At 35.5% G+C, this 25,028-nt stretch carries 23 protein-coding genes; 14 read left to right on the forward strand and 9 right to left on the reverse strand.

From position 1 onward, the window contains the following. The 8 genes from K4L44_00755 (at position 1) to K4L44_00790 (ending at position 7,496) form a co-directional block, all read left to right on the forward strand. A complete protein-coding gene (locus K4L44_00755; GenBank protein QZE14428.1) occupies positions 1–1,167 on the forward strand; it encodes an NADH:ubiquinone reductase (Na(+)-transporting) subunit B in 1,167 nt (388 codons plus the stop codon). Between the two features lie 19 nt (positions 1,168–1,186). Continuing rightward, entirely contained in the window at positions 1,187–1,891 is a 705-nt protein-coding gene (gene nqrC / locus K4L44_00760; GenBank protein ID QZE14429.1) for an NADH:ubiquinone reductase (Na(+)-transporting) subunit C, read from the forward strand. Position 1,892: 1 nt separating this feature from the next. After that, positions 1,893–2,525 carry an NADH:ubiquinone reductase (Na(+)-transporting) subunit D gene (locus K4L44_00765; GenBank protein ID QZE14430.1) on the forward strand — a complete coding sequence of 211 codons (633 nt, stop codon included), beginning with the start codon at positions 1,893–1,895 and terminating at the stop codon, positions 2,523–2,525. 23 nt (positions 2,526–2,548) lie between these two features. Further along, positions 2,549–3,166, forward strand: coding sequence for an NADH:ubiquinone reductase (Na(+)-transporting) subunit E (gene nqrE, locus K4L44_00770; protein ID QZE14431.1), 618 nt, complete (start codon positions 2,549–2,551; stop codon positions 3,164–3,166). Positions 3,167–3,210: 44 nt separating this feature from the next. Next, on the forward strand, positions 3,211–4,476 hold the full coding sequence (gene nqrF / locus K4L44_00775) for an NADH:ubiquinone reductase (Na(+)-transporting) subunit F (protein QZE14432.1): 1,266 nt from the start codon (positions 3,211–3,213) through the stop codon (positions 4,474–4,476). A gap of 335 nt (positions 4,477–4,811) precedes the next feature. Continuing rightward, positions 4,812–6,449 carry an L-glutamate gamma-semialdehyde dehydrogenase gene (pruA, locus tag K4L44_00780; GenBank protein ID QZE14433.1) on the forward strand — a complete coding sequence of 546 codons (1,638 nt, stop codon included), beginning with the start codon at positions 4,812–4,814 and terminating at the stop codon, positions 6,447–6,449. 155 nt (positions 6,450–6,604) lie between these two features. Then, positions 6,605–6,904 (forward strand): septum formation initiator family protein, encoded by a 300-nt coding sequence (locus K4L44_00785; protein QZE14434.1) that lies wholly within the window; start codon positions 6,605–6,607, stop codon positions 6,902–6,904. 4 nt (positions 6,905–6,908) lie between these two features. Beyond that, positions 6,909–7,496 carry a YqgE/AlgH family protein gene (locus K4L44_00790; protein QZE14435.1) on the forward strand — a complete coding sequence of 196 codons (588 nt, stop codon included), beginning with the start codon at positions 6,909–6,911 and terminating at the stop codon, positions 7,494–7,496. 4 nt (positions 7,497–7,500) lie between these two features. On the opposite strand, the gene K4L44_00795 is transcribed toward K4L44_00790, so the two are convergent. The 4 genes from K4L44_00795 to K4L44_00810 are packed head-to-tail and all read right to left on the reverse strand — an operon-like array spanning position 7,501 to position 10,724. Next, the gene (locus K4L44_00795) at positions 7,501–8,319 is read right to left on the reverse strand and encodes a hypothetical protein (protein QZE14436.1); all 819 of its coding nucleotides are present in this window, start codon (positions 8,317–8,319) and stop codon (positions 7,501–7,503) included. A 4-nt stretch (positions 8,320–8,323) separates the two neighbouring features. Beyond that, on the reverse strand, positions 8,324–8,935 hold the full coding sequence (locus tag K4L44_00800; protein ID QZE14437.1) for a rhomboid family intramembrane serine protease: 612 nt from the start codon (positions 8,933–8,935) through the stop codon (positions 8,324–8,326). Positions 8,936–8,945: 10 nt separating this feature from the next. After that, on the reverse strand, positions 8,946–9,947 hold the full coding sequence (holA, locus tag K4L44_00805; GenBank protein ID QZE14438.1) for a DNA polymerase III subunit delta: 1,002 nt from the start codon (positions 9,945–9,947) through the stop codon (positions 8,946–8,948). 6 nt (positions 9,948–9,953) lie between these two features. Next, the gene (locus K4L44_00810; GenBank protein ID QZE14439.1) at positions 9,954–10,724 is read right to left on the reverse strand and encodes an AMP nucleosidase; all 771 of its coding nucleotides are present in this window, start codon (positions 10,722–10,724) and stop codon (positions 9,954–9,956) included. A 168-nt stretch (positions 10,725–10,892) separates the two neighbouring features. Here K4L44_00810 and K4L44_00815 point away from each other — a divergent pair, with 168 nt between their 5' ends. Then, the gene (locus K4L44_00815) at positions 10,893–11,345 is read left to right on the forward strand and encodes a type I restriction enzyme HsdR N-terminal domain-containing protein (GenBank protein QZE14440.1); all 453 of its coding nucleotides are present in this window, start codon (positions 10,893–10,895) and stop codon (positions 11,343–11,345) included. Here the strand turns inward: K4L44_00815 and K4L44_00820 are convergent. Beyond that, positions 11,342–11,869, reverse strand: a complete 528-nt coding sequence (locus tag K4L44_00820) for a GNAT family N-acetyltransferase (GenBank protein QZE14441.1) — start codon at positions 11,867–11,869, stop codon at positions 11,342–11,344. The two genes, K4L44_00815 and K4L44_00820, sit on opposite strands and share 4 nt — an antisense overlap. A gap of 9 nt (positions 11,870–11,878) precedes the next feature. After that, positions 11,879–12,499 (reverse strand): recombination mediator RecR, encoded by a 621-nt coding sequence (recR, locus tag K4L44_00825; protein ID QZE14442.1) that lies wholly within the window; start codon positions 12,497–12,499, stop codon positions 11,879–11,881. A 257-nt stretch (positions 12,500–12,756) separates the two neighbouring features. Between recR and K4L44_00830 the strand changes: the two genes are divergently transcribed. Both K4L44_00830 and K4L44_00835 read left to right on the forward strand, forming a co-directional pair. Next, on the forward strand, positions 12,757–14,595 hold the full coding sequence (locus K4L44_00830) for an ABC transporter ATP-binding protein/permease (protein QZE14443.1): 1,839 nt from the start codon (positions 12,757–12,759) through the stop codon (positions 14,593–14,595). A gap of 554 nt (positions 14,596–15,149) precedes the next feature. Further along, entirely contained in the window at positions 15,150–16,349 is a 1,200-nt protein-coding gene (locus K4L44_00835) for an L-serine ammonia-lyase (protein QZE14444.1), read from the forward strand. A gap of 28 nt (positions 16,350–16,377) precedes the next feature. Here K4L44_00835 and K4L44_00840 read toward each other — a convergent pair whose 3' ends face one another. The 3 genes from K4L44_00840 to K4L44_00850 form a co-directional block, all read right to left on the reverse strand. Continuing rightward, positions 16,378–18,111, reverse strand: coding sequence for an ABC-ATPase domain-containing protein (locus tag K4L44_00840; protein QZE14445.1), 1,734 nt, complete (start codon positions 18,109–18,111; stop codon positions 16,378–16,380). A 317-nt stretch (positions 18,112–18,428) separates the two neighbouring features. Further along, on the reverse strand, positions 18,429–20,102 hold the full coding sequence (locus K4L44_00845) for a transposase (GenBank protein ID QZE14446.1): 1,674 nt from the start codon (positions 20,100–20,102) through the stop codon (positions 18,429–18,431). A gap of 60 nt (positions 20,103–20,162) precedes the next feature. Beyond that, entirely contained in the window at positions 20,163–20,447 is a 285-nt protein-coding gene (locus K4L44_00850) for a hypothetical protein (protein QZE14447.1), read from the reverse strand. Positions 20,448–20,906: 459 nt separating this feature from the next. Between K4L44_00850 and K4L44_00855 the strand changes: the two genes are divergently transcribed. The 3 genes from K4L44_00855 to K4L44_00865 all read left to right on the forward strand — a co-directional run bounded on the left by K4L44_00855 (position 20,907) and on the right by K4L44_00865 (position 24,741). Next, positions 20,907–22,178, forward strand: coding sequence for an adenylosuccinate synthase (locus K4L44_00855; GenBank protein QZE14448.1), 1,272 nt, complete (start codon positions 20,907–20,909; stop codon positions 22,176–22,178). Between the two features lie 142 nt (positions 22,179–22,320). After that, positions 22,321–23,472, forward strand: a complete 1,152-nt coding sequence (locus tag K4L44_00860; protein QZE14449.1) for a hypothetical protein — start codon at positions 22,321–22,323, stop codon at positions 23,470–23,472. 189 nt (positions 23,473–23,661) lie between these two features. Next, positions 23,662–24,741, forward strand: coding sequence for a DUF1573 domain-containing protein (locus K4L44_00865; GenBank protein QZE14450.1), 1,080 nt, complete (start codon positions 23,662–23,664; stop codon positions 24,739–24,741). The last annotated feature ends 287 nt before the right edge of the window (positions 24,742–25,028 follow it).

Consider the following 25,028-nt stretch of genomic DNA (forward strand, 5'->3'; position numbering starts at 1 on the left):
ATGAAAGCATTAAGAAACTGGATTGACAAACAGAAACCGCAATTTGAAAAGGGCGGTAAATTGCATATGTTTAAATCTGTATTTGGCGGATTTGAAACATTTTTGTTCGTACCAAATCATACGACAAAGGGCGGAACTCACGTAAGAGATTATGTGGATCTTAAACGTACTATGTCCGTTGTGGTTTTGGCATTGATTCCTGCTTTATTAGTAGGAATGTATAATATAGGTTATCAACATAACCTAGCTGTTGGGGTAACTGATGGCTTTTGGGAAACTTTCTTCTATGGCTTTATTAAAGTATTGCCTGCGATTATCGTATCCTATGCTGTTGGACTTGGAATTGAATTTGCTACAGCGCAAATGAGAGGTCACGAAATTAACGAAGGATTCTTGGTTAGTGGACTTTTGATTCCAATGGTAATGCCTGTCAATACTCCTCTGTGGATGATTGCTGTGGCTGTTGCCTTCTCTGTTATTTTCTGTAAAGAAGTTTTTGGTGGAACAGGTATGAATATCTGGAACCCTGCATTGGTAACTCGTGCATTTTTGTTCTTCGCTTACCCTTCACAAATGTCTGGTGAGTCTGTATGGGTTTCACTAGGTGGTGAAAAGGCAGTAGATGCATTTTCGGGTGCTACTCCTCTTGCAAAGGCTGCAGAAGCTGTAACAACAGGAACATTAGATCTAGGTAATTTCAGTCCGATGGATGCCTTCTTAGGTTTTATTCCTGGTTCTATTGGAGAGACTTCTACTTTGGCAATTCTTATTGGAGCGGTTATCTTAATCTGGACAGGAATTGGAAGCTGGAAGATTATGTTGTCTACTGTATTGGGTGCTAGTTTTGTAGGGATTTTAATGAATCTTTTCGGATCTAATCCATACATGACAGATATGCCATTTTGGTATCACTTTATTATTGGTGGATTTGCTTTTGGTGCTGTGTTTATGGCTACAGACCCTGTATCTGCTGCTCAAACTGAGAAAGGAAAGTGGTATTATGGATTTTTTATCGGTGTTCTAGCAGTAGTTATCCGTGTTATGAACCCAGCATACCCTGAAGGCATGATGTTGGCAATCTTATTAATGAATACTTTTGCTCCGCTTATTGACCATGGTGTTGTATCTGGTAATATCAAGCGTAGATTAAAACGTGCAAAAGCCTAAAACCTATTAATTTAGTAAAATGGATAAGAATAGCAATTCATATACGTTTATCTATGCTTCGGTTATGGTGATAGTGGTTGCAGCAGTACTTGCTTTGGCTGCAGTAAACCTAAAACCTTACCAAGAAAAAAACGTAGCAATCGAAAAGAAGCAGAATATTCTTAAGTCGGTAAATATTGTTGTAGATGCAGCTCATGCTGAAGATAAATATAGCGATGTAATTACTGATGCGTTTGTTGTGAACAATCAAGGTGAAAAAGTAGATGGAGATGCATTTACTGTGAACTTGAAAGCACAATATTCAGAGAGAGATGCTTCTAAAAAACTTCTTCCTGTATTTGTTGCGAAAACAGATAAAGGAACGAAATATATTATCCCTCTTTATGGAGCAGGTCTATGGGGACCAATTTGGGGATATATCTCATTGAATGAAGATATGAGTACCATTTATGGAGCAACATTTGATCACCAAGGAGAAACTCCAGGTTTGGGAGCAGAAATTGCAACTTCAGGTTTTCAAAAGCCTTTTGTAGGGAAAACAATTTTCGATAAATCAGGCAAGTTGGTTTCTATTACTGTTGCAAAAGCAAGTGAGAAAGCAACTGCAAATCCAGCACATAGTGTGGATGCGATCTCAGGAGGTACTATTACTTCTAAAGGACTTCAAGCAATGGTTGGAGATGATTTAAAGTTGTATGAGAACTTTATCAAAAAAGTAAAATAAGATGAGTCAATTATTTTCAAAGAAAAATATAAAGCTGCTAACCGATCCAATAGGAAGCAAGAACCCTATCACTACTCAGGTGTTGGGTATCTGTTCTGCCTTGGCGGTAACAGCACAGCTGAAGCCAGCTATTGTGATGTCTTTGTCGGTAATGGCAGTATTGGCATGTGCAAATGTGATTATCTCGCTTTTGCGTAATACTATTCCTAACCGTATTCGTATTATTGTTCAGTTGGTCGTTATTGCAGCATTAGTAATTTTAGTCGATCAGGTTTTACGTGCATTCGTTTATGATGTAAGTAAACAGCTCTCTGTATTCGTTGGTTTGATTATTACAAACTGTATCTTGATGGGTCGTATCGAAGCTTTTGCATTGGGTAACAAGCCAGGTCCAGCATTCTTAGATGGTATCGGTAACTCTGCAGGATATGCTCTAATCCTTATTATTGTAGCATTTTTCCGTGAATTATTAGGGTCAGGTACACTTCTTGGTTATCATGTTATCCCACAATGTTTTTACGAAGCAGGTTATGCTAATAATGGAATGATGATCTTGCCTCCAATGGCGTTGATTACTGTTGGTGTGATTATCTGGGCACAGCGTAGTTATGATCGAAAACTAATTGAAGATTAATCGATTAAAAGTATTAAATACAAATGGAACATTATATTGATTTATTTATCAAGTCGGTATTTATCGACAACATGGTATTTGCATATTTCCTAGGAATGTGTTCTTATCTTGCTGTCTCTAAAAAGGTAAATACGGCATTTGGATTGGGACTTGCGGTTATCTTTGTATTAGGGATCACCCTTCCTGTAAACTACCTTTTGGAAACAAAAGTGTTGCGTCCAGGTGCACTTTCTTGGATTGATCCAAGTTTTGCAGATGTCGACTTAAGCTTCTTATCTTTCATCATGTTTATCGGTATTATTGCCGCTATGGTTCAATTGGTTGAGATGGTTGTGGAAAAGTTTGCTCCTGCTTTATACTCTAGCTTGGGTATTTTCCTTCCTTTGATTGCAGTAAACTGTGCGATTTTAGGAGGCTCTCTATTTATGCAGCAGAAAAATTTCTCTAATATTGGAGAGGCTACAGTTTATGGCCTTGGTTCTGGTGTTGGTTGGTTACTTGCTATTGTAGCTTTGGCTGCAATTAGAGAGAAAATCCAATATTCTAATGTACCTGCTCCTTTGAGAGGACTAGGAATCACATTCATCATCACAGGTTTGATGGGTATTGCATTTATGGGATTCATGGGAATTAAGTTATAGTTCCTAGCTAGATTTATTAACGAAAGAATAATATTAAAGAGAAAATGATACTACTTGATGCAAACCAATCAACAGTGGTTATAACGAGTGTCGTGGTCTTCCTTTTGGTAATTCTTCTTTTGGTAAGTTTGCTTTTGTATGTTAAAAAGAAGCTTACTCCAGAAGGAAAAGTAAAGGTTGCTATTAACCAAGGAGACCAACTCATTGAAACTGATCCTGGTGCAACTTTACTTAGTACACTAGGAAATGAAAAAATTCTTCTGCCTTCAGCTTGTGGTGGTGGTGGTACATGTGGAATGTGTCGCCTACAAGTTGACAGTGGTGCGGGTTCTATTCTTCCAACTGAAACGGGTTTCTTTACACGTAAAGAACAAGCTGATAACTGGCGTCTTGCTTGTCAGGTAAAAGTGAAAGAAGATATGGATATCCGCATACCACAAGAGGTTATGGGGGTTAAGAAATGGGAATGTGAAGTTGTTTCTAATGACAATGTTGCTACCTATATTAAAGAATTTGTTGTAAAACTTCCAGAAGGGGAAACTTTAGATTTCCAATCGGGGGGATATATTCAGATTGATGTACCTAAATGTGAGGTTGATTTCAGCAAGTTTGATATCTCTGAAGAGTATAAGCCTGAATGGAACCAACATAATATGTTCGATCTGAAGATGGTGAACCCAGAGCCTACGTTCCGTGCGTATTCGATGGCAAATCATCCAGCAGAGGGAAATATTATCATGTTGAATATTCGTATTGCAACTCCTCCATTTGATAGAGTAAATGGTGGTTTCCAGAAGATTAATCCAGGAATTTGTTCTTCTTATATCTACTCATTGAAGCCAGGAGATAAGATTACTATTTCAGGACCTTATGGTGAATTCTTCTTGCATGATAATGACCAAGAGCGTATGTTTATTGGTGGTGGTGCAGGTATGGCTCCAATGCGTTCTCACCTATTCCATATTTTCAATACGGTGAAGGATACAAGTCGTAAGGTTACGTTCTGGTATGGTGCTCGTTCTTCAAGAGAAGTATTCTATTATGAGCAGTTCCGTGAGATTGAGAAGAATTTCCCTAATTTTGAATTTCACTTGGCTCTTTCTGATCCTCAGCCTGAGGACAATTGGGATGGACCAACTGGTTTTATTCATAATGTGATATATGAGAATTATCTAAGAAATCACGAAGCTCCTGAAGATATTACTTACTACATGTGTGGACCTCCAATCATGAACTCATCTGTTGAGAACATGTTGTTTGATCTTGGTGTAGAGAAAGAGAATATCCATTTTGATGATTTCGGTAGTTAATCATTATACCGTTAAAAAATAAAAAAAGACTGTCTACTTTAGATAGTCTTTTTTTTATACCCCTATTTTATTTATGTTATCTATAAGAAATGATTCTAAAAGCTTTTATTGTCTTCTTTTGTAGGGGGTTCTTCTCATTAAATTGTTGTTAAGTTATCCCTGTGCTATATTTAACAATTCTTTCATATTGTATTTTATTTATGTGAAAATCTACCTATATATAAGTAGATAGTCTGTTTGCTATGATTTTTGTTAGTAATTATCGTTGTTTAACTTACTACTTTTGTTATAAAGTATATAACCCTAATTAAGAATATTAAAAAAAAGTATTAGTTATGACAGATGGTTTTTATAGAGTACCCAAAGCTACTAATGAACCTGTTTACTCATATGAGCCTGGGAGTTTAGAAAGAAAGAAGTTACAAAAAGCACTTTATCAATTAAGATCTGAATTGGTAGACCTACCAATGATAATAGGGGGGAAGTCTGTCTATTCAGAAGAAAGAGTTCAAATACGGCCTCCTCATGATTTAGACCATTTATTAGGTTATTATCATCAAGGTTCAAAACAGGATGTTCAATTAGCCATTGATGCGGCGTTAGATGCAAAGAGTTGTTGGGAGAATATGCCATGGCACCATAGAGCATCTATATTTCTAAAAGCAGCAGATCTTATTAGTGGTCCTTATCGATATAAAATAAATGCAGCTACAATGCTTGGGCAATCCAAAAATGCATTACAGGCTGAGATAGATTCAGCTTGTGAACTCTCGGATTTCTTACGTTTTGGGGTTCAGTGTATGTCTGAGATTTATACTATGCAACCCAATTCGTCTAAAGGAATATGGAATTATAATGAATTTCGACCTTTAGAAGGATTTGTTTTTGCACTTACTCCATTTAATTTTACTGCAATAGCAGGTAATCTTCCTGCAGCACCTGCGATGATGGGTAACACGGTAGTGTGGAAAGCTTCCAAAACGGCGATCTATTCGGCTCATGTAGTGATGGAAGTATTTAAGAAAGCTGGCTTGCCAGAAGGTGTTATTAATTTAGTACATTGTTCAGGTCCAGATACTGCGGATGTAGTTTTTAATAGTCCTGATTTTGCAGGTATCCATTTTACAGGTTCTACTGAAGTGTTCCAGTCTATTTGGAAAACTATTGGAAACAACATTACTAAATACAGATCTTATCCTAGGATCGTTGGAGAAACAGGGGGAAAAGACTTTATCTTTGCGGCACCTAGTGCGTGTCCTATTGACGTTGCTACTGCTATTGTTAGAGGTGCTTTTGAATATCAAGGGCAAAAGTGTAGTGCTGCATCAAGAGCTTATATTCCACGTTCAATGTGGGAAACATTACAGATAGAGATTGCCAAGCAAATAAAAGATATTAAGGTTGGTCCAGTAGAGGATTTTACCAATTTTGTGAATGCGGTGATTGATCAATCGAGTTTTGATAAATTAGCGTTTTCTATCGATCGTATAAAAGAGGATGAGGATGCTGAAATATTCTGTGGTGGTACCTACAATGACCAAAAAGGATACTTTGTTGATCCTACAATTGTAGTCGCAATGAAACCGGACTATTTCTCAATGCAAGAGGAGCTGTTTGGTCCAATTATTACTCTATATATCTATGAAGATGATTCTATTGATGAAATAGCTTCACTTATTGATAAAACTTCCATGTATGCTTTAACTGGAGCCATTTTAAGTAATGATCGTTATGAAATTGATCGCCTAGTGAAAGCATTACGACATAGTGCAGGTAACTTTTATATCAACGATAAACCAACAGGTGCTGTTGTTGGTCAGCAACCTTTTGGTGGTGGTCGTGGTTCTGGAACAAACGATAAAGCAGGTTCTGTATTTAACCTACTTCGTTGGACATCTATTCGAACCATAAAGGAGACTTTTGTTCCAGCAACACACTTTATGTATCCAAACTTTAAGCCTGACTTTGAATAATAGATTAGGTCAATCTAATAACTTAATAATAAATGGGGAGCTAATTTTAGTTCCCCATTCTTTTGGTTTGATTGAATATAAGTGATGGCTACTATTTAGAAAGATCAACCTTTCATTGTATCTTTGTGTTGTATTAATATCTAATATTCGGATTCATGTTAAAGAAGTTACAGAAATTTCATATCTCATCAAGGACTATCTTTTTTATCATTTTTGCAGGAATATTTTTTTGGGATCTCCTTTTAGGGCCTCATTCTTATATTGCCTTTAAAAGCCATGAGAAAGAGTTGAAATCTCTAGAACGTTTACATGACCAACATAAAGAATCTATCGTAAAGAATAGACGTCGCCTTAAAGAGCTCTCAAAGAGTAATGGAGACTTAGAAAAATATGCAAGAGAACGATTTTATATGAAACGTCCGAATGAAAGAGTTTATGTAATAATAAAGGAGTAGTATTATGAAGATAATCAACAAAGATTTTTTTAAGATCAACAATAAGAGAAATCCAAAACAAGGTGATTTTATGATTGCTGAACCTTTTATGATTGGTCGTTTTTTTTCTCGTTCTGTAATTATGATCTCGGAATATACCAATGCTGGGATTGTTGGTTTTGTCTTAAATAAAATTGTTCCTTATAAAGTGACTGCTTTAGTAGATAATTTTCCTGATACAGATTGTGATCTTTTTTATGGTGGTCCATTAGATACAGATCGATTATTCTATATTCATACTCTTGGAAATATATTGGAAGGAAGTTTAAGTATTACTGATGATTTATATTGGGGTGGAGATCTAGAATCTTTGAAAAAAATGATAGAGAGTGGTTATGCTAATCGACACAATGTGCGTTTCTTCCTTGGGTATAGTGGTTGGTCTGCTGAACAATTAAAAGAAGAGATGAACACTAAGAATTGGAAGATGGTTCCCTCAGGATCTGTTCCTGTCTTTCCTCCAAATATGAATCTATGGGAAGATTTACTAAAGAATCTTGGCGAGCATTATTCAAATTGGCGATATTTTCCACGTCATCCATCTTTAAACTAGTTTTCTAAACGGTTTGGTTTTCGCTGAATTGTTGATATAGCCACTGGTAAATATTTTTACTTGTAATACTAAAATAGCGACGTTGATCCATTGCAAGAATCCATCTTAGTCCATGCGCATTATCTAGAATGAATAGTTCGTCGGCTTTATGTATTCTTTCACTAGTAACACTGCTTAATACTTCAACCTTACCATTCGTATTGTAGTTTTCTATGACATAATGGGATATGGCATTTGTATAAAGAGGCTTTCCTACATAGAAAACCTTTTTTTTCTCGATAAAGAAGAATCCTCCATCAGTGGATTCTACAATTAAATCATGATCATCTTGTACTAGTATGGTGTTGTATCCTGTTTCTAAATGAATCTTTTTATATGTTGGCCATACGTTATTGTGACGATACCAATATGGGAGATTTATGATGTCTGGGTATTTTAATACTTTGGTCCATCCCCCTTCTTTTTTTAACTCCCAGAACTTGGTTTTGACAAGGAATAGTTCGATACTATAATGCTGATCTGGATAGATAGAGACTCTAAGAATTCCTTCCTCTTCATCGTTTTGAGTTACAGTACGAATTACTTCTCGCTCTAGTCGTTGCTGTGTTTGAAGTAGCGTAGGTATTTCTATACCCAGAGTTCCTGTTTTTCTAATCAATTCAGACCATGCCTCTTTCGCAAAAAGAAGGCTTTCTTGGGTATATCTTATTTCGATTGTTGCATAATAAGACCAAGCATGTATCTGAGGTATAGACAAGACTGTTTCATCTTTATATTTCAGTATCCCATCATAGTTTAGATACTTTGCTAATGCATCAATCATATGGTTAGAGTTGGTTTACAAAGTGGTGGAGAAACGTTCTAAAGTCAATAAATAGAGGGAAGATAAATCCAAATATAGCTCCAGTAAAGTGTGCTGTGTGACCGATATTATCTTGATTTTTCTTCGCCATATAGTAGCTATAATATAGGTATATAACACCAAACAGTAGTCCCGGTATTGGGAGTATCATAAAGAAATATATTTTCGCCCAAGGATTTAGAAAGATGGAACAAAATAGAATTGCAGAGACAGCACCAGATGCACCTACGGCACTATAATATGGATTATTTTTGTACTTAATTAGGTCAAGTAGAGATGAGATAGGAAGTGCAAGGACAAATAGAATTGCATAGTAAAATGTCCCTAATGGACCAAAATTATTAAAGAAGAAGTGCTCTACATTTGATCCAAAAGAGTAAAGAACAAGTAAATTTATCAAAAGGTGGTTCCAATCCCCATGTACAAATCCATGAGTAAAAAGTCGATAATACTGCTGTTTTTTAACGACTCTATAAGGGCTAAATTCTAGCTTGTCTATTAGCGAACTATCTTTGAATCCATAGTACGAAACAACACCAATTGTGATACATAAAATAGTCGTAAGTGAAAGTCCCATAAGTAACATTTTAAGTATGCATTATTTTGTAAATTAACTCTTTTAGAAGTTCTCCTTCAGTCATAAAAGAAGAGCTGCCTCCTTTGGAATATCTATCATACTCACGAAGAAGTCCAATAATAGCCACAACACTACGTATATTGTAGTTTCTTGCTGCTTTCATATAACCAGTAAGAAAGAAGCTATGTATCCCCATGAATTTAGCGAGTTCATCTTTTGATTTAACTTTTGCGTAGTGCATCATAAGCAGTTTCTTAAAGTAGTTATAAAGAACCGCAATATTTGCAGCAAAAGGATACTGTTTTGGATTACTAGCCATATGATTTACAATGAGGTTCGCTTTAACTACATTTTTCTCTCCAATAGCATCTTGTAATTCAAAGCTGTTAAACTCTTTGCTAATTCCTATGTTTTTTTCAACATTCTCAAGGGTAATTTTATCTCCCTTCTTAAGACCAATAGTTAGTTTTTCAATGTTGTTTGAAAGCTGCTTTAAGTTGTTTCCTATGGACTCCGAAATAAGCATTGTAGCTTTTGGGTCGATACTATGACCTATTGACTTCACTCTGTTTGTAATCCAATTTGGGAGCTCACTTTCATAAGGTTTTTTTGCATCGAACAGAACTCCTATCTTCTTGATCGTTTTACCAAGAGATTTTCTTTTATCGATGTTTTTATTCCTATAATTGACTACAAGAATAGTACTTTTAAGAGGGTTCTTACAGTAACTTTCTAAGCCTTCGATATTGCGAATGTTTTGAGCTTCTTTAACGATTACGACTTGGTAATCAGACATCATCGGATATCGTTTCGCAGTCAAGATTATCTCATTAAGATCTGTGTCTTTTCCATACAATATTGTTTGGTTGAAGGCTTTTTCCTCTTCTTTAAGGACTGTTTGTTCAATCTTTTGAGTTATCTCATCAATATAAAAAGACTCTTCTCCCTCTAAGAAATAGATAGGGGAGAAGTTTCTTTGTTCGATATCTTTCAGGATATTATGAAAGCTCATGCTAAATTAAAATTTAAGATGTTTGACAGATTCCCCTTCATTACGAAGCATCTGTAAAGCATTGATGCCGATGCGAATATGTTCTGCTACATAATTTTCTGTCACTTTTTTGTCGCTTGTCTCTGTTTTTACACCATCAGAAATCATTGGTTGATCAGAAACAAGAAGGAGTGCACCTGTCGGAATTTGGTTTGCAAATCCAACAGTGAAAATAGTAGCTGTTTCCATATCGATGGCCATTGCTCGAGTTTTACGAAGATACTTCTTGAATCTTTCATCATATTCCCAAACACGTCTGTTCGTTGTTAGAACAGTACCAGTCCAATAGTCTCTGTTATTGTTTTTAATAGCGGATGAGATGGCTCTTTGTAGACTAAATGCAGGAAGTGCGGGTACTTCAGGAGGCAAGTAGTCGTTGGATGTACCATCGCTACGAATTGCAGCAATTGGAAGAATTAAGTCTCCAAGCTCATTTTTTTTCTTCAACCCACCACATTTGCCTAGGAATAGGACCGCTTTCGGTGATATTGCACTCAATAGGTCAAGGATCGTTGCCGCATTAGGACTACCCATTCCGAAATTGATGATAGTGATGTCGTTGGCTGTCGCATTTGGCATTGAGCGATCTTCACCTTCTACTTTTACATCGAAGAGCTCCGAAAAAACTTGAACATAGTATTGAAAGTTTGTAAGAATAATAAATTCTCCAAAGTCTTCTAGCCTCCTACCTGTATATCTGGGAAGCCAATTCTGTGTAATCTCTTCTTTGGTCTTCATAATCTTAAAATATTATTTGATCTTAAGGGAATTATTCCCTTTTATTCAATAACTAGGACACTTATGTTTGTTATAAGGTTCGCTATTATACAAAGAAACTTATTTTTGTGTATATTTTAAGGTGTAGGTAGAAATAATACAACTTGTCAATCATAAAAAAGAACAGAAATGACTGAATTAAATCTTCCGAAAGCAAGATTAAAGGGCTGTAAAAAGAGAGATAAACCTTATGTGTGGGATATCTTTCGTTTAAAATATGTGAGACTTACACCAGAAGAGTTGGTTCGTCAGCATTTTGCTCACTATATGGTATCACATCTGAAGTATCCACCATCACTTATTGTTTTAGAGTATGCAACCACGGTTCATGGTCTTGATCGCAGGAGTGATATTGTTGCGTTTACGCCTTCACGAAAACCAGTTATTGCAGTAGAGTGTAAGGCTTCCTCTGTAAAGATTACTCAAGATGTGTTCAATCAGATTGCAAACTATAATCTAGATTTAAATGTCGATTTCTTGGTTGTTACCAATGGATTGGTACACTATTGTTGTGAGTTAGATCGAAAAAATCATCGATATAATTTCATTCCGGAAATACCACCTTACAGCCATTTTTTTTAGTTGATCTTCTGAAATAGAAGTTGATCAAACCATTGATCTCCTTTTCGTGTCCAATCTTTCTTTGTGGATGTGTGATTATAATCTAATTTAGTAAATAGATTTATGCTAGGAGTATTGTCCTCGGCAACTGTTGCATAAAGCTGATGAAGGCCTAAGAAATGAAATACATATTTTTCTACAGCTACTAAAGCTTCTAGTGCATACCCTTTATTCCTATCTTTTGCTGCATAAATCAGGATACCCACACCCACTCTGCTGTGACGTGGATCAAAGTCATAAAGATCTACTGCTCCTACGATCTCCATTGTATGGCTGTCTTCGATAATAAGTCTGAGTTGCTGTGCTACGAATATGTCGTCTTGAATGGTATTCACATACTGTTCAAGAGTAAATCTTGAGAATGGAATGGTTGTTTGCCCGACTTCCCATAGGTTCGTATCATTTTCCCAAAGGTATAGATGATCTATATCAGATGGTTCTACTGGGCGTAGATTTGTATTTTTAGAGTTGAAAAATGACTGCATAAATGATGATTAAAATGAAGGATCAAAGGTAGCTCTATTTGCAATAGATTTACCTAATGTGACTGTATCAGTATAGTATAGCTCATCTCCCACAGAGACACCTCTTGCCAAAACAGATATTTTAATATCATACTGGTTTAGTTTTTTGAAAAGAAAGAAGTTTGTGGTATCCCCCTCCATCGTGGTACTAAGTGCTAAGATAATTTCTTGAATCGGTTCATTTTGAACACGTGAGATAAGAGTGTCTATCTCTAGATCCGAAGGGCCAATACCATCCATTGGAGATATGGTTCCGCCGAGAACGTGATACCTTCCACTGAATTGATTTGTATTTTCAATTGAGAGTACGTCACGAATGTTTTCAACGATACAAATTGTTTTTATATCTCTTTCAGAATCGCTACATATACTGCATACTTCTGTGTCGGAGATATTCTGGCATATTTTACACTTCTGAATATTGGTTCCCATTTCGATAAATGTTTGTCCAAAACGTGTCATGGTAGATTCTCCTTTTTTTAGAAGATGTAGAGCCAGCCTAAGTGCAGTCTGTTTTCCTATTCCTGGAAGTTGAGAGAACTCTTCCACTGCTTTGTCTAATAGAACGGAGGAGTTTTTTGTATGGTTCATTAATACGAAATAATGATTGAATATTCTTGAAATTGTGAATACAAATATAGCAAAATCATTTTGGATTGATAGACTTGTTTTGAGGGTTATAAAACGAGACTATTTTTGAAGAAATCGTACGATTCGTTTAATTCAACAGCATACTTCACAGAATTATATTATTTTTGTGACTGTGTAATTTAGATAAGTCCTTACTGCTATTCGTAAGAGTTTCTTATTTTATATGTTTGGAATAATATCGACTTTAGGTAATAAACATGAAATATATTTTAGACGTCTTTAAACGTTACCTTATACCATATAAAGGTAAGGTGTTTTTAACTTTTTTGTACAATGTCTTAGGTGCATTTTTCGGTGCAATATCCTTTGCCTCTTTTAGCCCTATTTTAGGGGTTCTTTTTAAAACACAGAAGATGGTATCAGATCCGGGACCGCTATCTTGGACTTCCATCGATAGTTTGAAGATGCATTTGAACTACTATGTAAGTCAGTTAATTGTCTCTTCAGATGCTTCTAGTGTACTTTTACTTATAGGTCTTTTTATGCTTTTTATGGTGTTCTTGAAAGTAGGGTTTACCTATTTAGCCATATATGTGATGGTTCCTTTAAGAAATAATGTAGTTCGTGATATTCGTGTCGATTTATACAATAAGGTAACAAGTCTTCCTATTGGTTTCTTCTCAGAGGAGAGAAAAGGGGATATTATTGCGCGTATGACGGGGGATGTCTCAGAGGTTGAAGCTTCGGTGATGAACTCTCTAGAGATGTTTTTTAAGAATCCTGTTATAATTTTAGTGTCTCTTTCCGTAATGATTGCGATGAGTTGGCAATTGACCATTTTTGTTTTTGTTTTGCTTCCAGTGGTAGGTTATTTTATCGGAAGAGTTGGTAAAAGCTTGAAGAAGCCATCCATGAAAGGACAAAATAAGATGGGTGAGATTCTTTCTAGAATAGAAGAGACATTAACAGGATTAAGGATTATCCAAGCTTTTAATGCAGAAAAGTCTGTTCGTGCTCGTTTCTATGAGGAGAGTAATGACCTGAGAAATATCATGAATGGTCTTATGTGGAGAAGAGCACTGGCTCATCCGATGAGTGAATTTCTTGGAACTGCCGTGATTGTTATCGTACTCTGGTATGGTGGTAGTCTTGTTTTGATGGGTTCTGAGTCTCCTTTGGCTCCTGAAGAGTTTATTACTTATCTTGTTTTCTTCTACTCTATCATTAATCCTGCTAAAGCTTTTAGTACTGCCTTGTATAGTATCCAGAAGGGAATGGCTTCGATGGAACGTATTGATGCAATCCTTAATGCAGAGGTGAAAGTGGTCGATGGAACAAAGATAATTGCAAAAGATGATTTTAAAGAGCATATCAAGTATGATAATGTATCCTTCAAATATAAAGACAACGGTCCTTTTGTCCTTAAAAATGTCGATGTAGAGATTAAGAAAGGACAGACGGTTGCATTTGTAGGTCAGTCTGGATCTGGCAAATCGACACTCGTGGATCTTCTTCCTCGTTTTTGGGATGTTGTTGAAGGCAAGATTACTATTGATGGGGTGGATATTCGTGATTTTACTTCTCATTCATTGCGAGATTTAATGGGGAATGTGAATCAAGAGCCGATTCTTTTTAATGATAGTTTTTACAACAACATTACTTTTGGGGTTGAGGATGCAACTATAGAGCAGGTAATTGATGCTGCAAAAGTTGCAAATGCACATGAATTTATCATTGCAACAGAAGATGGATATGAATCAAATATCGGAGATCGAGGAAGTAAATTGTCTGGGGGACAACGTCAGCGTGTCTCTATTGCTCGAGCAGTTCTAAAGAATCCTCCAATTATGATTCTAGATGAGGCTACTTCTGCCCTGGATACAGAGAGTGAAGTACTTGTTCAACAAGCTCTAGATAACCTGATGAAGAATAGAACCTCTATCGTGGTTGCACACCGTCTTTCAACGATTCGTAATGCAGATCTTATTTGTGTATTTGATAAAGGAGAAATTGTGGAGATGGGAACCCATAAATCGCTTTATGATGCCAATAATATCTATCGAAAATTAGTGGATATGCAGATGCATAACAGATAGATCTTTTTCATAAGATTTTAAATGCGTTATCTTGAATTGTCAGGGTAACGCATTTTTTATATAATCCAACTATGACTTATGATTCCTATTTTGAGGTAGTAATGGTTTGGCAAAATGTAAGAATGACAATCTATATATCGGTGGAGGCCGATATCGAAAGAGGGGTAAATCGTTTTTTAATATGATGGTCTTTTTCTTTCGAACTCTTAAAGTAAAAGACTTTTTGACCTAGTTTCCATCTCTCTTTGGTTACCCATTGGTTCGTAGTCAAGGAGCGGACTAGTACCTTATTTACCTCTTTTTATTTGTTGACTCGACACTTCCAGAAGTATTATGAATAAGATCGTTTTAGTTGAATATTGATAAGTATCTTCCTTGAATTTATTTTTCAATATCTCAAATAAAGATTGTCTGTATATGGTGATAGTTTACCGAATAATGATCTATTCTTTTATTTTAATTGATTTGTAATCAAACAACTGATACTATTTTGTGGTTCGTGCAATTAGTTGTTTCTTGCAAACGAATTCTAAGAATCATACACAATAAGACAGATGGAATCTATTAGAGAGATTTTTCGTATTGGAAATGGACCTTCGTCAAGTCATACGATGGGACCAATGAAAGCAGCCGAGATGTATAAGGGTCGTTTTGAAAATTATGATCATTTTCGTGTTACTCTATATGGCAGTTTGGCTGCAACAGGTAAAGGCCACCTTACGGATTGGGCTGTAGAAAAAGTATTTGAGGATCGTAAGATAGAGGTTTTATGGGAACCTGATGTTTTTCTTCCAGAGCATCCGAATGGAATGAAATTTGAAGTCTTCGTAGATGGCAGTTGGACAAAATCATGGACTTGTTATTCTATTGGAGGTGGTGCTGTAGTAGATGATATAACACAAGGTGCTACCCCATCTATTTATCCATTATCAACCATGGATGAGATTCTGAAATGGTGCTATGATAACGGAAAGCAAATATGGGAATTTGTCGAAGAGTATGAATCGAAGGAGGTTTGGAGTTACTTAGAAGAGGTTTGGGAGGTAATGAAATCAGCGATTGAAAGAGGTCTTGATGCCGAAGGAACATTGCCAGGAATAATCAAATATCCTCGTAAAGCGGCAAGCTATTATACTAAGGCACGCAATTTTGAAAGGACCATGAAAAAGAGATCGATGGTCTACGCTTTTGCATTGGCTGTTTCAGAAGAGAATGCTGGAGGAGGGCAGATTGTTACCGCCCCTACTTGTGGAGCTTGTGGGGTTGTCCCTTCCGTTCTTTTTCATATGCAGAAATATGAAAAATTATCTGATGTTCGTGTTATAAGAGCATTAGCAACAGCTGGCTTGATTGGAACGCTTGTCAAGAAAAATGCATCTATCTCTGGAGCTGAAGTAGGGTGTCAAGGAGAAGTTGGAACTGCTTGTGCTATGGCTTCCGCAGCCGCAACTCAACTAAGTGGTGGTTCGATATTTCAGATAGAGTATGCTGCAGAGATGGGATTAGAGCATCATCTGGGGCTTACTTGTGACCCAATTGCTGGACTTGTACAAGTTCCTTGTATCGAAAGAAATGCATTTGCCGCAGCAAGGGCTTTGAGTCATAAGAATTATGCAATGTTATCAGATGGTCGTCATATGATCAGTTTTGATAAAGTAACTAAAACAATGAAGCAAACTGGAGATGACCTACCTCATCTATATAAAGAAACATCTGAAGGGGGATTGGCACACTTTCATGGACTGAAAGGATAGGGTTTGTGAATGATTCAGAATAGTTTAACTATTCTGAATCATATGTATATTTTATTCCTTTTAGCCTGTTGAATGCAGCCATTAGTTCTTGCTTGCGAAACATGGCATAGCTACCTATTCCTTGAGGGCCTAGGATATTAAGTCCTTTTGTTTCAAGATCTGTAATGATAAGGTCTGCAATTTGATTTAAACTTCTTTTCCCATCCAGATATTTTAAAGCATAAATCAAACTATCACTGATACTTCTTAGTTGACTTTCGGAAACCATCTGATCTAAATGTGTTAGATCTACTTCATTGGTCCCGAAGAGTATTTTTGTTTTACTAATTGGCTTTACTTTTCGAGCTCCTTTATGTTTGAACCCTTCCAATATTAAAGGCGATGGAATTCGTGAATTAAAGAATTGTTTCGGTTTTGATGCTTTGACAATTGCTGGACCTGTTTGTGCAATATCATGTGCCTGAATAGTCACATCCATTGCATTATACTCTTCCATACAAATAACATGATCTGCCTGAGAAAAATAGTCTCCAGACCCTCCCATAACAAGAATGGTAGAACAGTTTAACTGATCGTATAGATTTCTTACATGTTGAATGAATGGTGTGATTGGCTCTTTTTGTCTTGGAACCAAACGTTCCATCTGTCCATCACGAATCATAAAATTTGTAGCAGAACTATCTTCATCAAGAATTAAAAGATCTGTACCCGATTCAAGGGCTTCCACAATATTGGTTGCTTGCGAGGTAGATCCAGAAGCATTAGGAGTGGAGAAACATTCCGTATTCATCTTCTGAGGTAGATGGTGAATGAAAGAAGAGATATCAACATGGTGTACCCATCTTCCCTCTTCTGCTTTTATTTTCATGGCATCCTTTCTCGTCACAACTCTCTCTCTTCCATCACCTGGTCTGTGATTATATACACCTAATTCGATGGCTTTTAAGAGTGTTGACTTGCCATGAAAGCCTCCTCCGACAATAACTGTTACTCCTTCAGGAATACCCATGCCCCATATTTTACCAGCATTAGGAACATTGACACTCACTTCATAAGAAATAGGAGAAACAAATGGAACCACTGACTCACTGTCGGAAGGTCTGTCGTCAATACCACTCATTCTTGGCAACATGGATTGGTTTGCAATAAAAGATACGAGTCCTAAGTTTTTTAATTCAGATCTTAAATAATCCGCATCTTCGTTTACTTCGATATATTCCAAAAGAAGTGATACATCAAAGTTTTCATAAAGTAACGTTTCTTCTACTAAGATAGGTATCTCGTCAAAGAATATTGCAAGAGCCTCTTGGGCAGCAATGTTTCGTCCATAAGCTGGCAAACCAACGGTGAATCGGACTTCAATATCTGTGTCTGTAGCAATAACACTTGTTCTATCTAGTATCTCTTGGTGGGGTGAATCAATGCTAATACGACCACTCTTTCCACTCCCTCTATGTCCTTGTGTGAAATGGTAGATTGCTTTAGCAAACCTACGAGTGATGAAATCACAAAAGCCAATTCGTCGACTACGATTACAATCGATTTTTTTTGGGAAACCAAATTTATCACGATTAATAATGATTCTTAGTCTACTAGGAGATGCAAAAGGGTCGCTCTGCACATGGTCAATGGACAAAGTAAACCCCTCTCTTTTATAGTGATATTTCCCAGATATATTTTTATATGCCATGTAACCTTTCCCATCTAATGAGGTAAGATTAAGGCGTAATTCGTCGTCGTTGCGTATCGAGTCTAATGCCATATTTTCTAAATAAGTAAAGGTAAAAAATAACACCTTATTACTTCTTATTCTTTCTTTTGCGAGGAAGTTTAGTGTATTTGAAATAACGTAATTTTTCCATCATTGGGATGTAATTTGGTGGTTCGTGTATCCCCGTATTTACAACATTTATAAGTCGAAGGTTTGGACAAGACCATAAAACTGGAAGGTCGTTCAGTTCATTATTCCCACTGAGTAATAGAACTTCTAGTTTTGAACATTCAACAATGGCTCTGTTTATGCTTTTTAATTTGTTATTTCTTAAAGATGAGTCCCCCACGAGAACCCCTTTTATGGAATTATAGGATTATGCGTATTTTGGGACTTTTTAGTCTACAAAACTGAATCTGAATCTTAGTAACAATAACACTTTCTAATAAAGTCATTTTCGCAATAAAAAGATCACACAATTTACATTTAAGCATGTTTATGACCATCGAAATGTTTAGTTCGGAATAGTATTTTACTATTCGAACAAAATTCACCCATAATGATCTAGCTACTGCCCACATTTGATGTTTTATCAATCCTCTATAGACAGTGTTTTTTCCATTACAATGAAAACCTAATTGAAAAATACTCGCTTCTACATTATTCCTTATTTGAAGCTTTTCTATTGGGGTTTCTTTTATTCTTTGCCTTAAAAGACTTTTCTCAACCTCAGTCAATTTAAAATAGCGAAACTTGCCTTCTTCTAAATATATTTTATATCTATCTAACTCATCTTTTCCTTTGTATTTTGTATAATCAACATACCGTTGATGCTTATTATCAAACACTTTTAGAACTTGTGCCTCTAAACTAAACCGAAATCGTCCTTCTTTACCTTGTATGGCATGTAGATATAGGTGTTGGTTGTTTTCTGCACAATATTCTTGATTTTCCTCACTATTATAAGCCCCATCTGCATGAATGTTTATTACATTATATCCCAATACTTCTTGTGTCCTCTCTATTGATCCCTTAAAATGAGCAGTGTCCGAATGAGATACTTTTTCTACTTGTATAGAAGTAATGATATTAGGAAGTCCATTGTCTCCAACTACTTCTGTCAAATTAGCTGAATACCCTTTGCATTTATCACCTGCTTTATTTCTATAATCACAGTCCGTATCAAACGGAGTTTGCATGTTCTTTGCAGATAAATCTTCTCCTTTTATTGGAGTGGTAACTCCCTGATCATCTTTGAAAAACTGCTCTTTAAATAGACGTAATAGATTATCGTAATAACTATTGGCAGGTCCAGTATATTCATTAAGAATATTTGAAATGAGTATCCCAAGATCCACGATCTTTTGTTTAATTGAATCTGTTGAATTGCGATAAACAACCTTATCTCCATCTGTTGAGACCACATCTGAAATATGAGGTTTAAGATCATCAGAGAAATTAAAATTATTGCAACCTTTTGTCAGAAACAAGGACAATGTCTCATGTATTAGACTATATCGAGAAAGCCATTTTATGTTGCTATTCAGCAGTTTGCTATCCATTCTTATAGTATCACTCTTAATGCCAAGTATTTCTATATGAGAAGAAGTGATTTGTGTAAAAACATCTTCAAATAAATCAGATTCATTCTTCTCATTATATTCTTTTACTTGTTGTCTAAACTTATAATAAGTAGATTGTGCAGGAATAGAATCAGAAGCATGTAAAAGTCCTAACGCTGATCGGTAAAGTAGATTGAATTGACAGTTTTCAAACAACATTTCATCACTTATACCAGCACCTTCTTTCAAAATCATCATACCAACAAGAATACGAATAGGATAGTTGGGACATCCATTATCTTGACAATAGATCGGCGCAAAAATATCCTCACTTATCTGATAAACAACGAGCTTTCTAAATTGATTGTGCCAATGATTGTCATCATGATAGATATTTGATGCACGAGATGGTAATCCTTCAATTATTGAGGGACTATCAAACATATCTAGTTGTTTGTTGGCAGGACTACGTTTAAACATTTTGGATTATTATTGTTCTTAATACCATAAATATAACACTTTAATTAACAATATATTATATTAGGCGTAAGGTTTTCGGAGTGGACTCAAAGATAGAACTTTTAGATTCGGTAAAAAAGCAATCCAATTAGGAATCTCTTCGATATTATTATCGTCAAGAATAAGAATCTGTACCTCTTTTCTGTTGGCATCTATTGGGAATTTTTTATATCCCATATAACTACCATCATAGACCCTATACTTGCCATAAACCCCTCTTCCTGAAAGGTTCTTTACTTTTCCTTGTCCATATCCAAATAATGCTGTTAAATGGAGTAAGATAATGACAACAACTGTTCTAACCATCTTTGAATAATATCTTTCCTATGCTAAACAAATATAGTGTTTTTGTACATGAGAAGCAATTTTCGATTTGCTGCCACGTCTGTCTAGCTGGATGACTGTTCATCATAGTACTCTTTTATGAAGGAGTTGTTTTTTATTTAATTATCTCTTTATCCCTAAACGATGCAAATTGTCTTTTTATGAATATATCTGAAAATGTTTACAATTATTTAAACCATAAAGTTGTAGGAGTTAATGTAAAGTGATATGTGTGTTGTAATGTTTTGATTGTTAGTTTACTTATGGTCATTTGGTTCTTCTATATGTATGATTGTCTATTTCTGAAATGAAATGAAGTTTATTCTAAAATAAGGCTTAGACTATACGAATTGTATAAACTGTGTTAATAGCTTGTAATATATTTCAAAACAATTATTAATTTTGTCTGTAATTTTTTGCAAATAACTCAGAAAAATAAAAATGAAAGTCGACGTTTTATTAGGTCTTCAATGGGGAGACGAAGGAAAAGGAAAACTTGTTGACGTTTTAACACCGCAGTACGATGTTATCTCTCGTTTCCAAGGAGGTCCAAATGCAGGACATACTCTAGAGTTTAACAACATTAAACATGTGCTACACACCATTCCGTCAGGCATCTTTAGAGAAAACAAGATGAACTTGATTGGAAACGGAGTAGTAATGGACCCGGTGATATTCAAGAAGGAAATTGAAGGGATTGAAAAACTAGGTATTGATATTACTAAAACCCTTATCATATCTAAAAAAGCTCATTTAATTCTACCATCTCATCGTTTACTTGATGCAGCTTCTGAAGCGGCAAAAGGAAAAGCAAAGATTGGATCTACTTTAAAAGGGATTGGCCCAACTTATAGAGACAAAATTGGTAGAGATGGACTTCGTGTAGGAGATATCCTTCATAATTTTGAAGAGAAGTATCAAAAGTTGGTTTCGCAACATATTGAATTACTTGAGAAGTATTATCAATATGATTATAAAGAAACTCTAGAGTCTTACGAGAAAGAGTGGTTGGCTTCCATTGAGACACTTCGTAAATTCCAATTGGTAGACAGCGATCACATGTTGAACCAAATGATGAAAGAAGGTAAAAGCGTCATTGCTGAAGGAGCTCAAGGTACTCTTTTAGATGTTGATTTTGGTTCTTACCCATTTGTTACCTCATCCAATACTATCTCAGCTGGAGCTTGTACTGGTTTGGGGATTGCTCCTAATAAAATTGGCAATGTATTCGGTATCTTTAAAGCGTATTGTACTCGTGTTGGAATGGGACCTTTCCCTACCGAGTTATTTGATGCTGATGGCAAAGCTTTGCGTGACTTTGGTCATGAGTTCGGGTCTACTACAGGTCGTGAAAGACGATGTGGTTGGTTAGATCTTGTTGCATTAAAATATGCTATTATGGTCAATGGTGCAACAGAGCTTATTATGATGAAGGCTGACGTATTAGATACTTTCGATCAGATTAAGGTATGTACCAAATATAAAATTGATGGGGAAGAGACCGTTGATTTTCCATATGAGATTACTGAGTCGTTAGAGCCTGTTTATGAGTCACTACCAGGATGGAAATGTGATTTGACAGGTGTGACTAGTAAGGAGGCATTACCTAAGGAATTGAATGATTACGTGAAATTTATCGAGGATTATATCGATGTCCCTGTAACAATTGTTTCAGTTGGACCAAATAGAGATCAGACTATCCGTATCAAATAATAGATACTTTTAACAATAAAAAGAAAGAGCAACTTAATTAAGTTGCTCTTTCTTTTTATCTTTATATTCAATAACGGCGGATACTAAGAATGTTTGGATTCGTTATGCCGTGAGTCATATAAATGCACTTTAGGAGAAAGTTATGTCAACAGTTTTAGGTTTAATGATTCCTTTATTAATCATTACTATTAGTAGTTATATAATTTGGAAAGGGACTGATCTTTTTGATGGAGCAGCTTCTTATTTAGGACGAAATCTGTCAGAAGGAATCAAAGGAGCTACGATAAATGCTATAGGTAGTTCTATGCCTGAGTTTTTATCAACGCTTATTTTCCTATTTTATTTAGACAATAGTAGTGGTCTATCAGGAGGGATAGGTATCACAGCAGGGAGTGCTATATTCAATTTATTAGTTATTCCAATTGCAATTATGTGGACCCTCAAATTCCGTAAGATGGATACCACTATTACTTTGTCAAGAAAGATTGTGTTGAGAGATGGTATATCATTGCCTATAATCAATATTCTATTGCTTGCCATTCTTTCGGAACAATTAATTCGATGGTATCATGGATTACTTCTAACCTTAAGTTACCTTATCTATCTCTTTATTATCTATTTGGAATTAAAAAGATCTAAAAAAGATTGTGTCCAAATAAACTCAGATGAATATGAAATTGAGATGGAGGTCTCAAAATGGAAGAGATTTATCTCTTTAGACTTTATTAGTCTTATGTTTCCTCATCGAAAAACAAGTCGTAATACTGCAATTATATATTTGATATATACTGTTCTTGTCGTTTCTATAGGTACATGGCTCTTGGTATATGCAATAGAACAGATCGGATCAAATACATACCATTTTGCTGGACTAGAACTTAATGGTTTAGGTCTGCCTACTGTATTTGTGTCTTTAATTCTAGGTGCAGCAGCATCGAGTGTTCCTGATACGATATTAAGTGTAAAAGATGCTTTGAAAGGAAATCATAGGGATGCGATTTCAAATTGTATTGGGAGTAATATTTTTGATATCTCTTTTGCTTTAGGTTTACCGATTCTCATTTACACCTTAGTGCAAGGTGGCCCTATCGTTTTAACACCATTTTTGAGTAAATTAAATGTGGATCTTTGGATCATACTTCTGGTAATAAATTTGATTACAATATCTGCTATGTTAATACGAGGTTGTGTGGATAAAAAGATTGGTGTTTTGATGACAGTATTGTATATTGTTTTTTTAGTCTATGTTGTATTTATTTCTCTTGAAGGCGAAATTGTAACTTTTGTTTCATAGAAAATAATATTATTTATAATGAAATTAATTCATTATAAAGTGTTTTCTGTAAGAATAAAAATGTATTATTGTATACCTTATTGTTAAACCATCAGCTCGTATCGTTTGATTTTAATGATAAATGATAATCAATAAATAATTAAAACTTAGCCTTTAACAAAGCTTTGAAAATAAAAAAATAGTTTTAACATGAAGAAGTTTTTATCTTTTTTTGTTTTGATGCTTATAGTACCAAATGTACTGTTTGCTCAGGCACCAAAAAGTCATATTGAGTTTGAAACATATGAACATAATTATGGTGTAATAAAGGAAGTAGATGGTAAAACAACTTATAATTTTAAGTTTAAGAACACTGGAAAAGCGCCATTGTTGATTATGAATGCACAACCATCTTGTGGTTGTACCAATTCAGTATGGAAACGCAAACCTATTCCACCAGGAGGTTCTGATGTTCTAGCCGTAACTTTTGATCCTGCAAACAGACCAGGTGCATTTACTAAATCAGTAAGAGTATTTTCAAACGCTGAAAATAGCAATATTATGTTGCGTATTATGGGTGAAGTTGTAGGAAGAGAAAGAACACCTCAAGAATTATTTCCACGCAAAGTGGGCTTAATTAACATGGCAACAAATTATATCTCCTTCACTAGAGTTTTGAATACCAAAGTGGTGAAGAAGAGTTTGGAGTTCTATAACTTTGGGGATAAATCAGTATCTCTTGATTTGGCAAGAAAACCTTCTTTTGTTGAGGTTCAATTTGAGCCTAGAACTGTGGAACCTGGTCAAAAAGGTAAGATCCTCGTGACTTATGATGCTAGTAAGGCAAATGTCTTTGGTTACGATTCAAGAAGAATATATCTTAAAATGAATGGTAAAGAAGACTATAGTTATTCTATTGCAGTTAGTGCAACCATCGTAGAGGATTTTACGAAACTTAGTGCAAAAGAGAGAGCTAAAGCTCCTTCAATTCGATTTGATACTAAAGCGTTTGACTTCAAGACTATTAAGCAAGGAGAGAAGGCTAGCCATACTTTTGTTATCAAGAATAAAGGAAAGTCTAATCTTATTATTCATAAGATTAAAGCTTCATGCGGTTGTACTGTAGCAACTCCTGAGACTAAAATGATTGCTCCAGGAAAATCAACTAAGATGGAAGTGGTCTTTAATTCTCATGGAAAGAAAGGAAAACAATATAAAACAATTACACTTATCTCAAATGATCCAAATCAACCTACTACTATTTTGAAGGTTACGGGTGTGGTATTGTAAGTACAAAATATATCTTTTTAAAAAGGCTGTTCAATATGAGTTGAATAGCCTTTTTTTATATGTCGGACATGGTAAATAGTCTGGCAGAGTGTAAGTCTCTCTATGTGCCGAGTTGATAGGAAACATTAGCAATTGGCAAGGGTGTTGGAGGTGACTCCAAATCTGAAGGAAGCCATTAGCAAACTTGACATATTGACGTACAGAAATCTGATATAAGGCTGACTTGGAGCGGGCAACCGAGCTATAGATTGGGAACGCCCGAAATTCAACCGTAACTCCATACAGTA

Source organism: Prolixibacteraceae bacterium, from assembly GCA_019720755.1.
Classification (GTDB): Bacteria; Bacteroidota; Bacteroidia; order Bacteroidales; family Prolixibacteraceae; genus Halosquirtibacter; species Halosquirtibacter laminarini.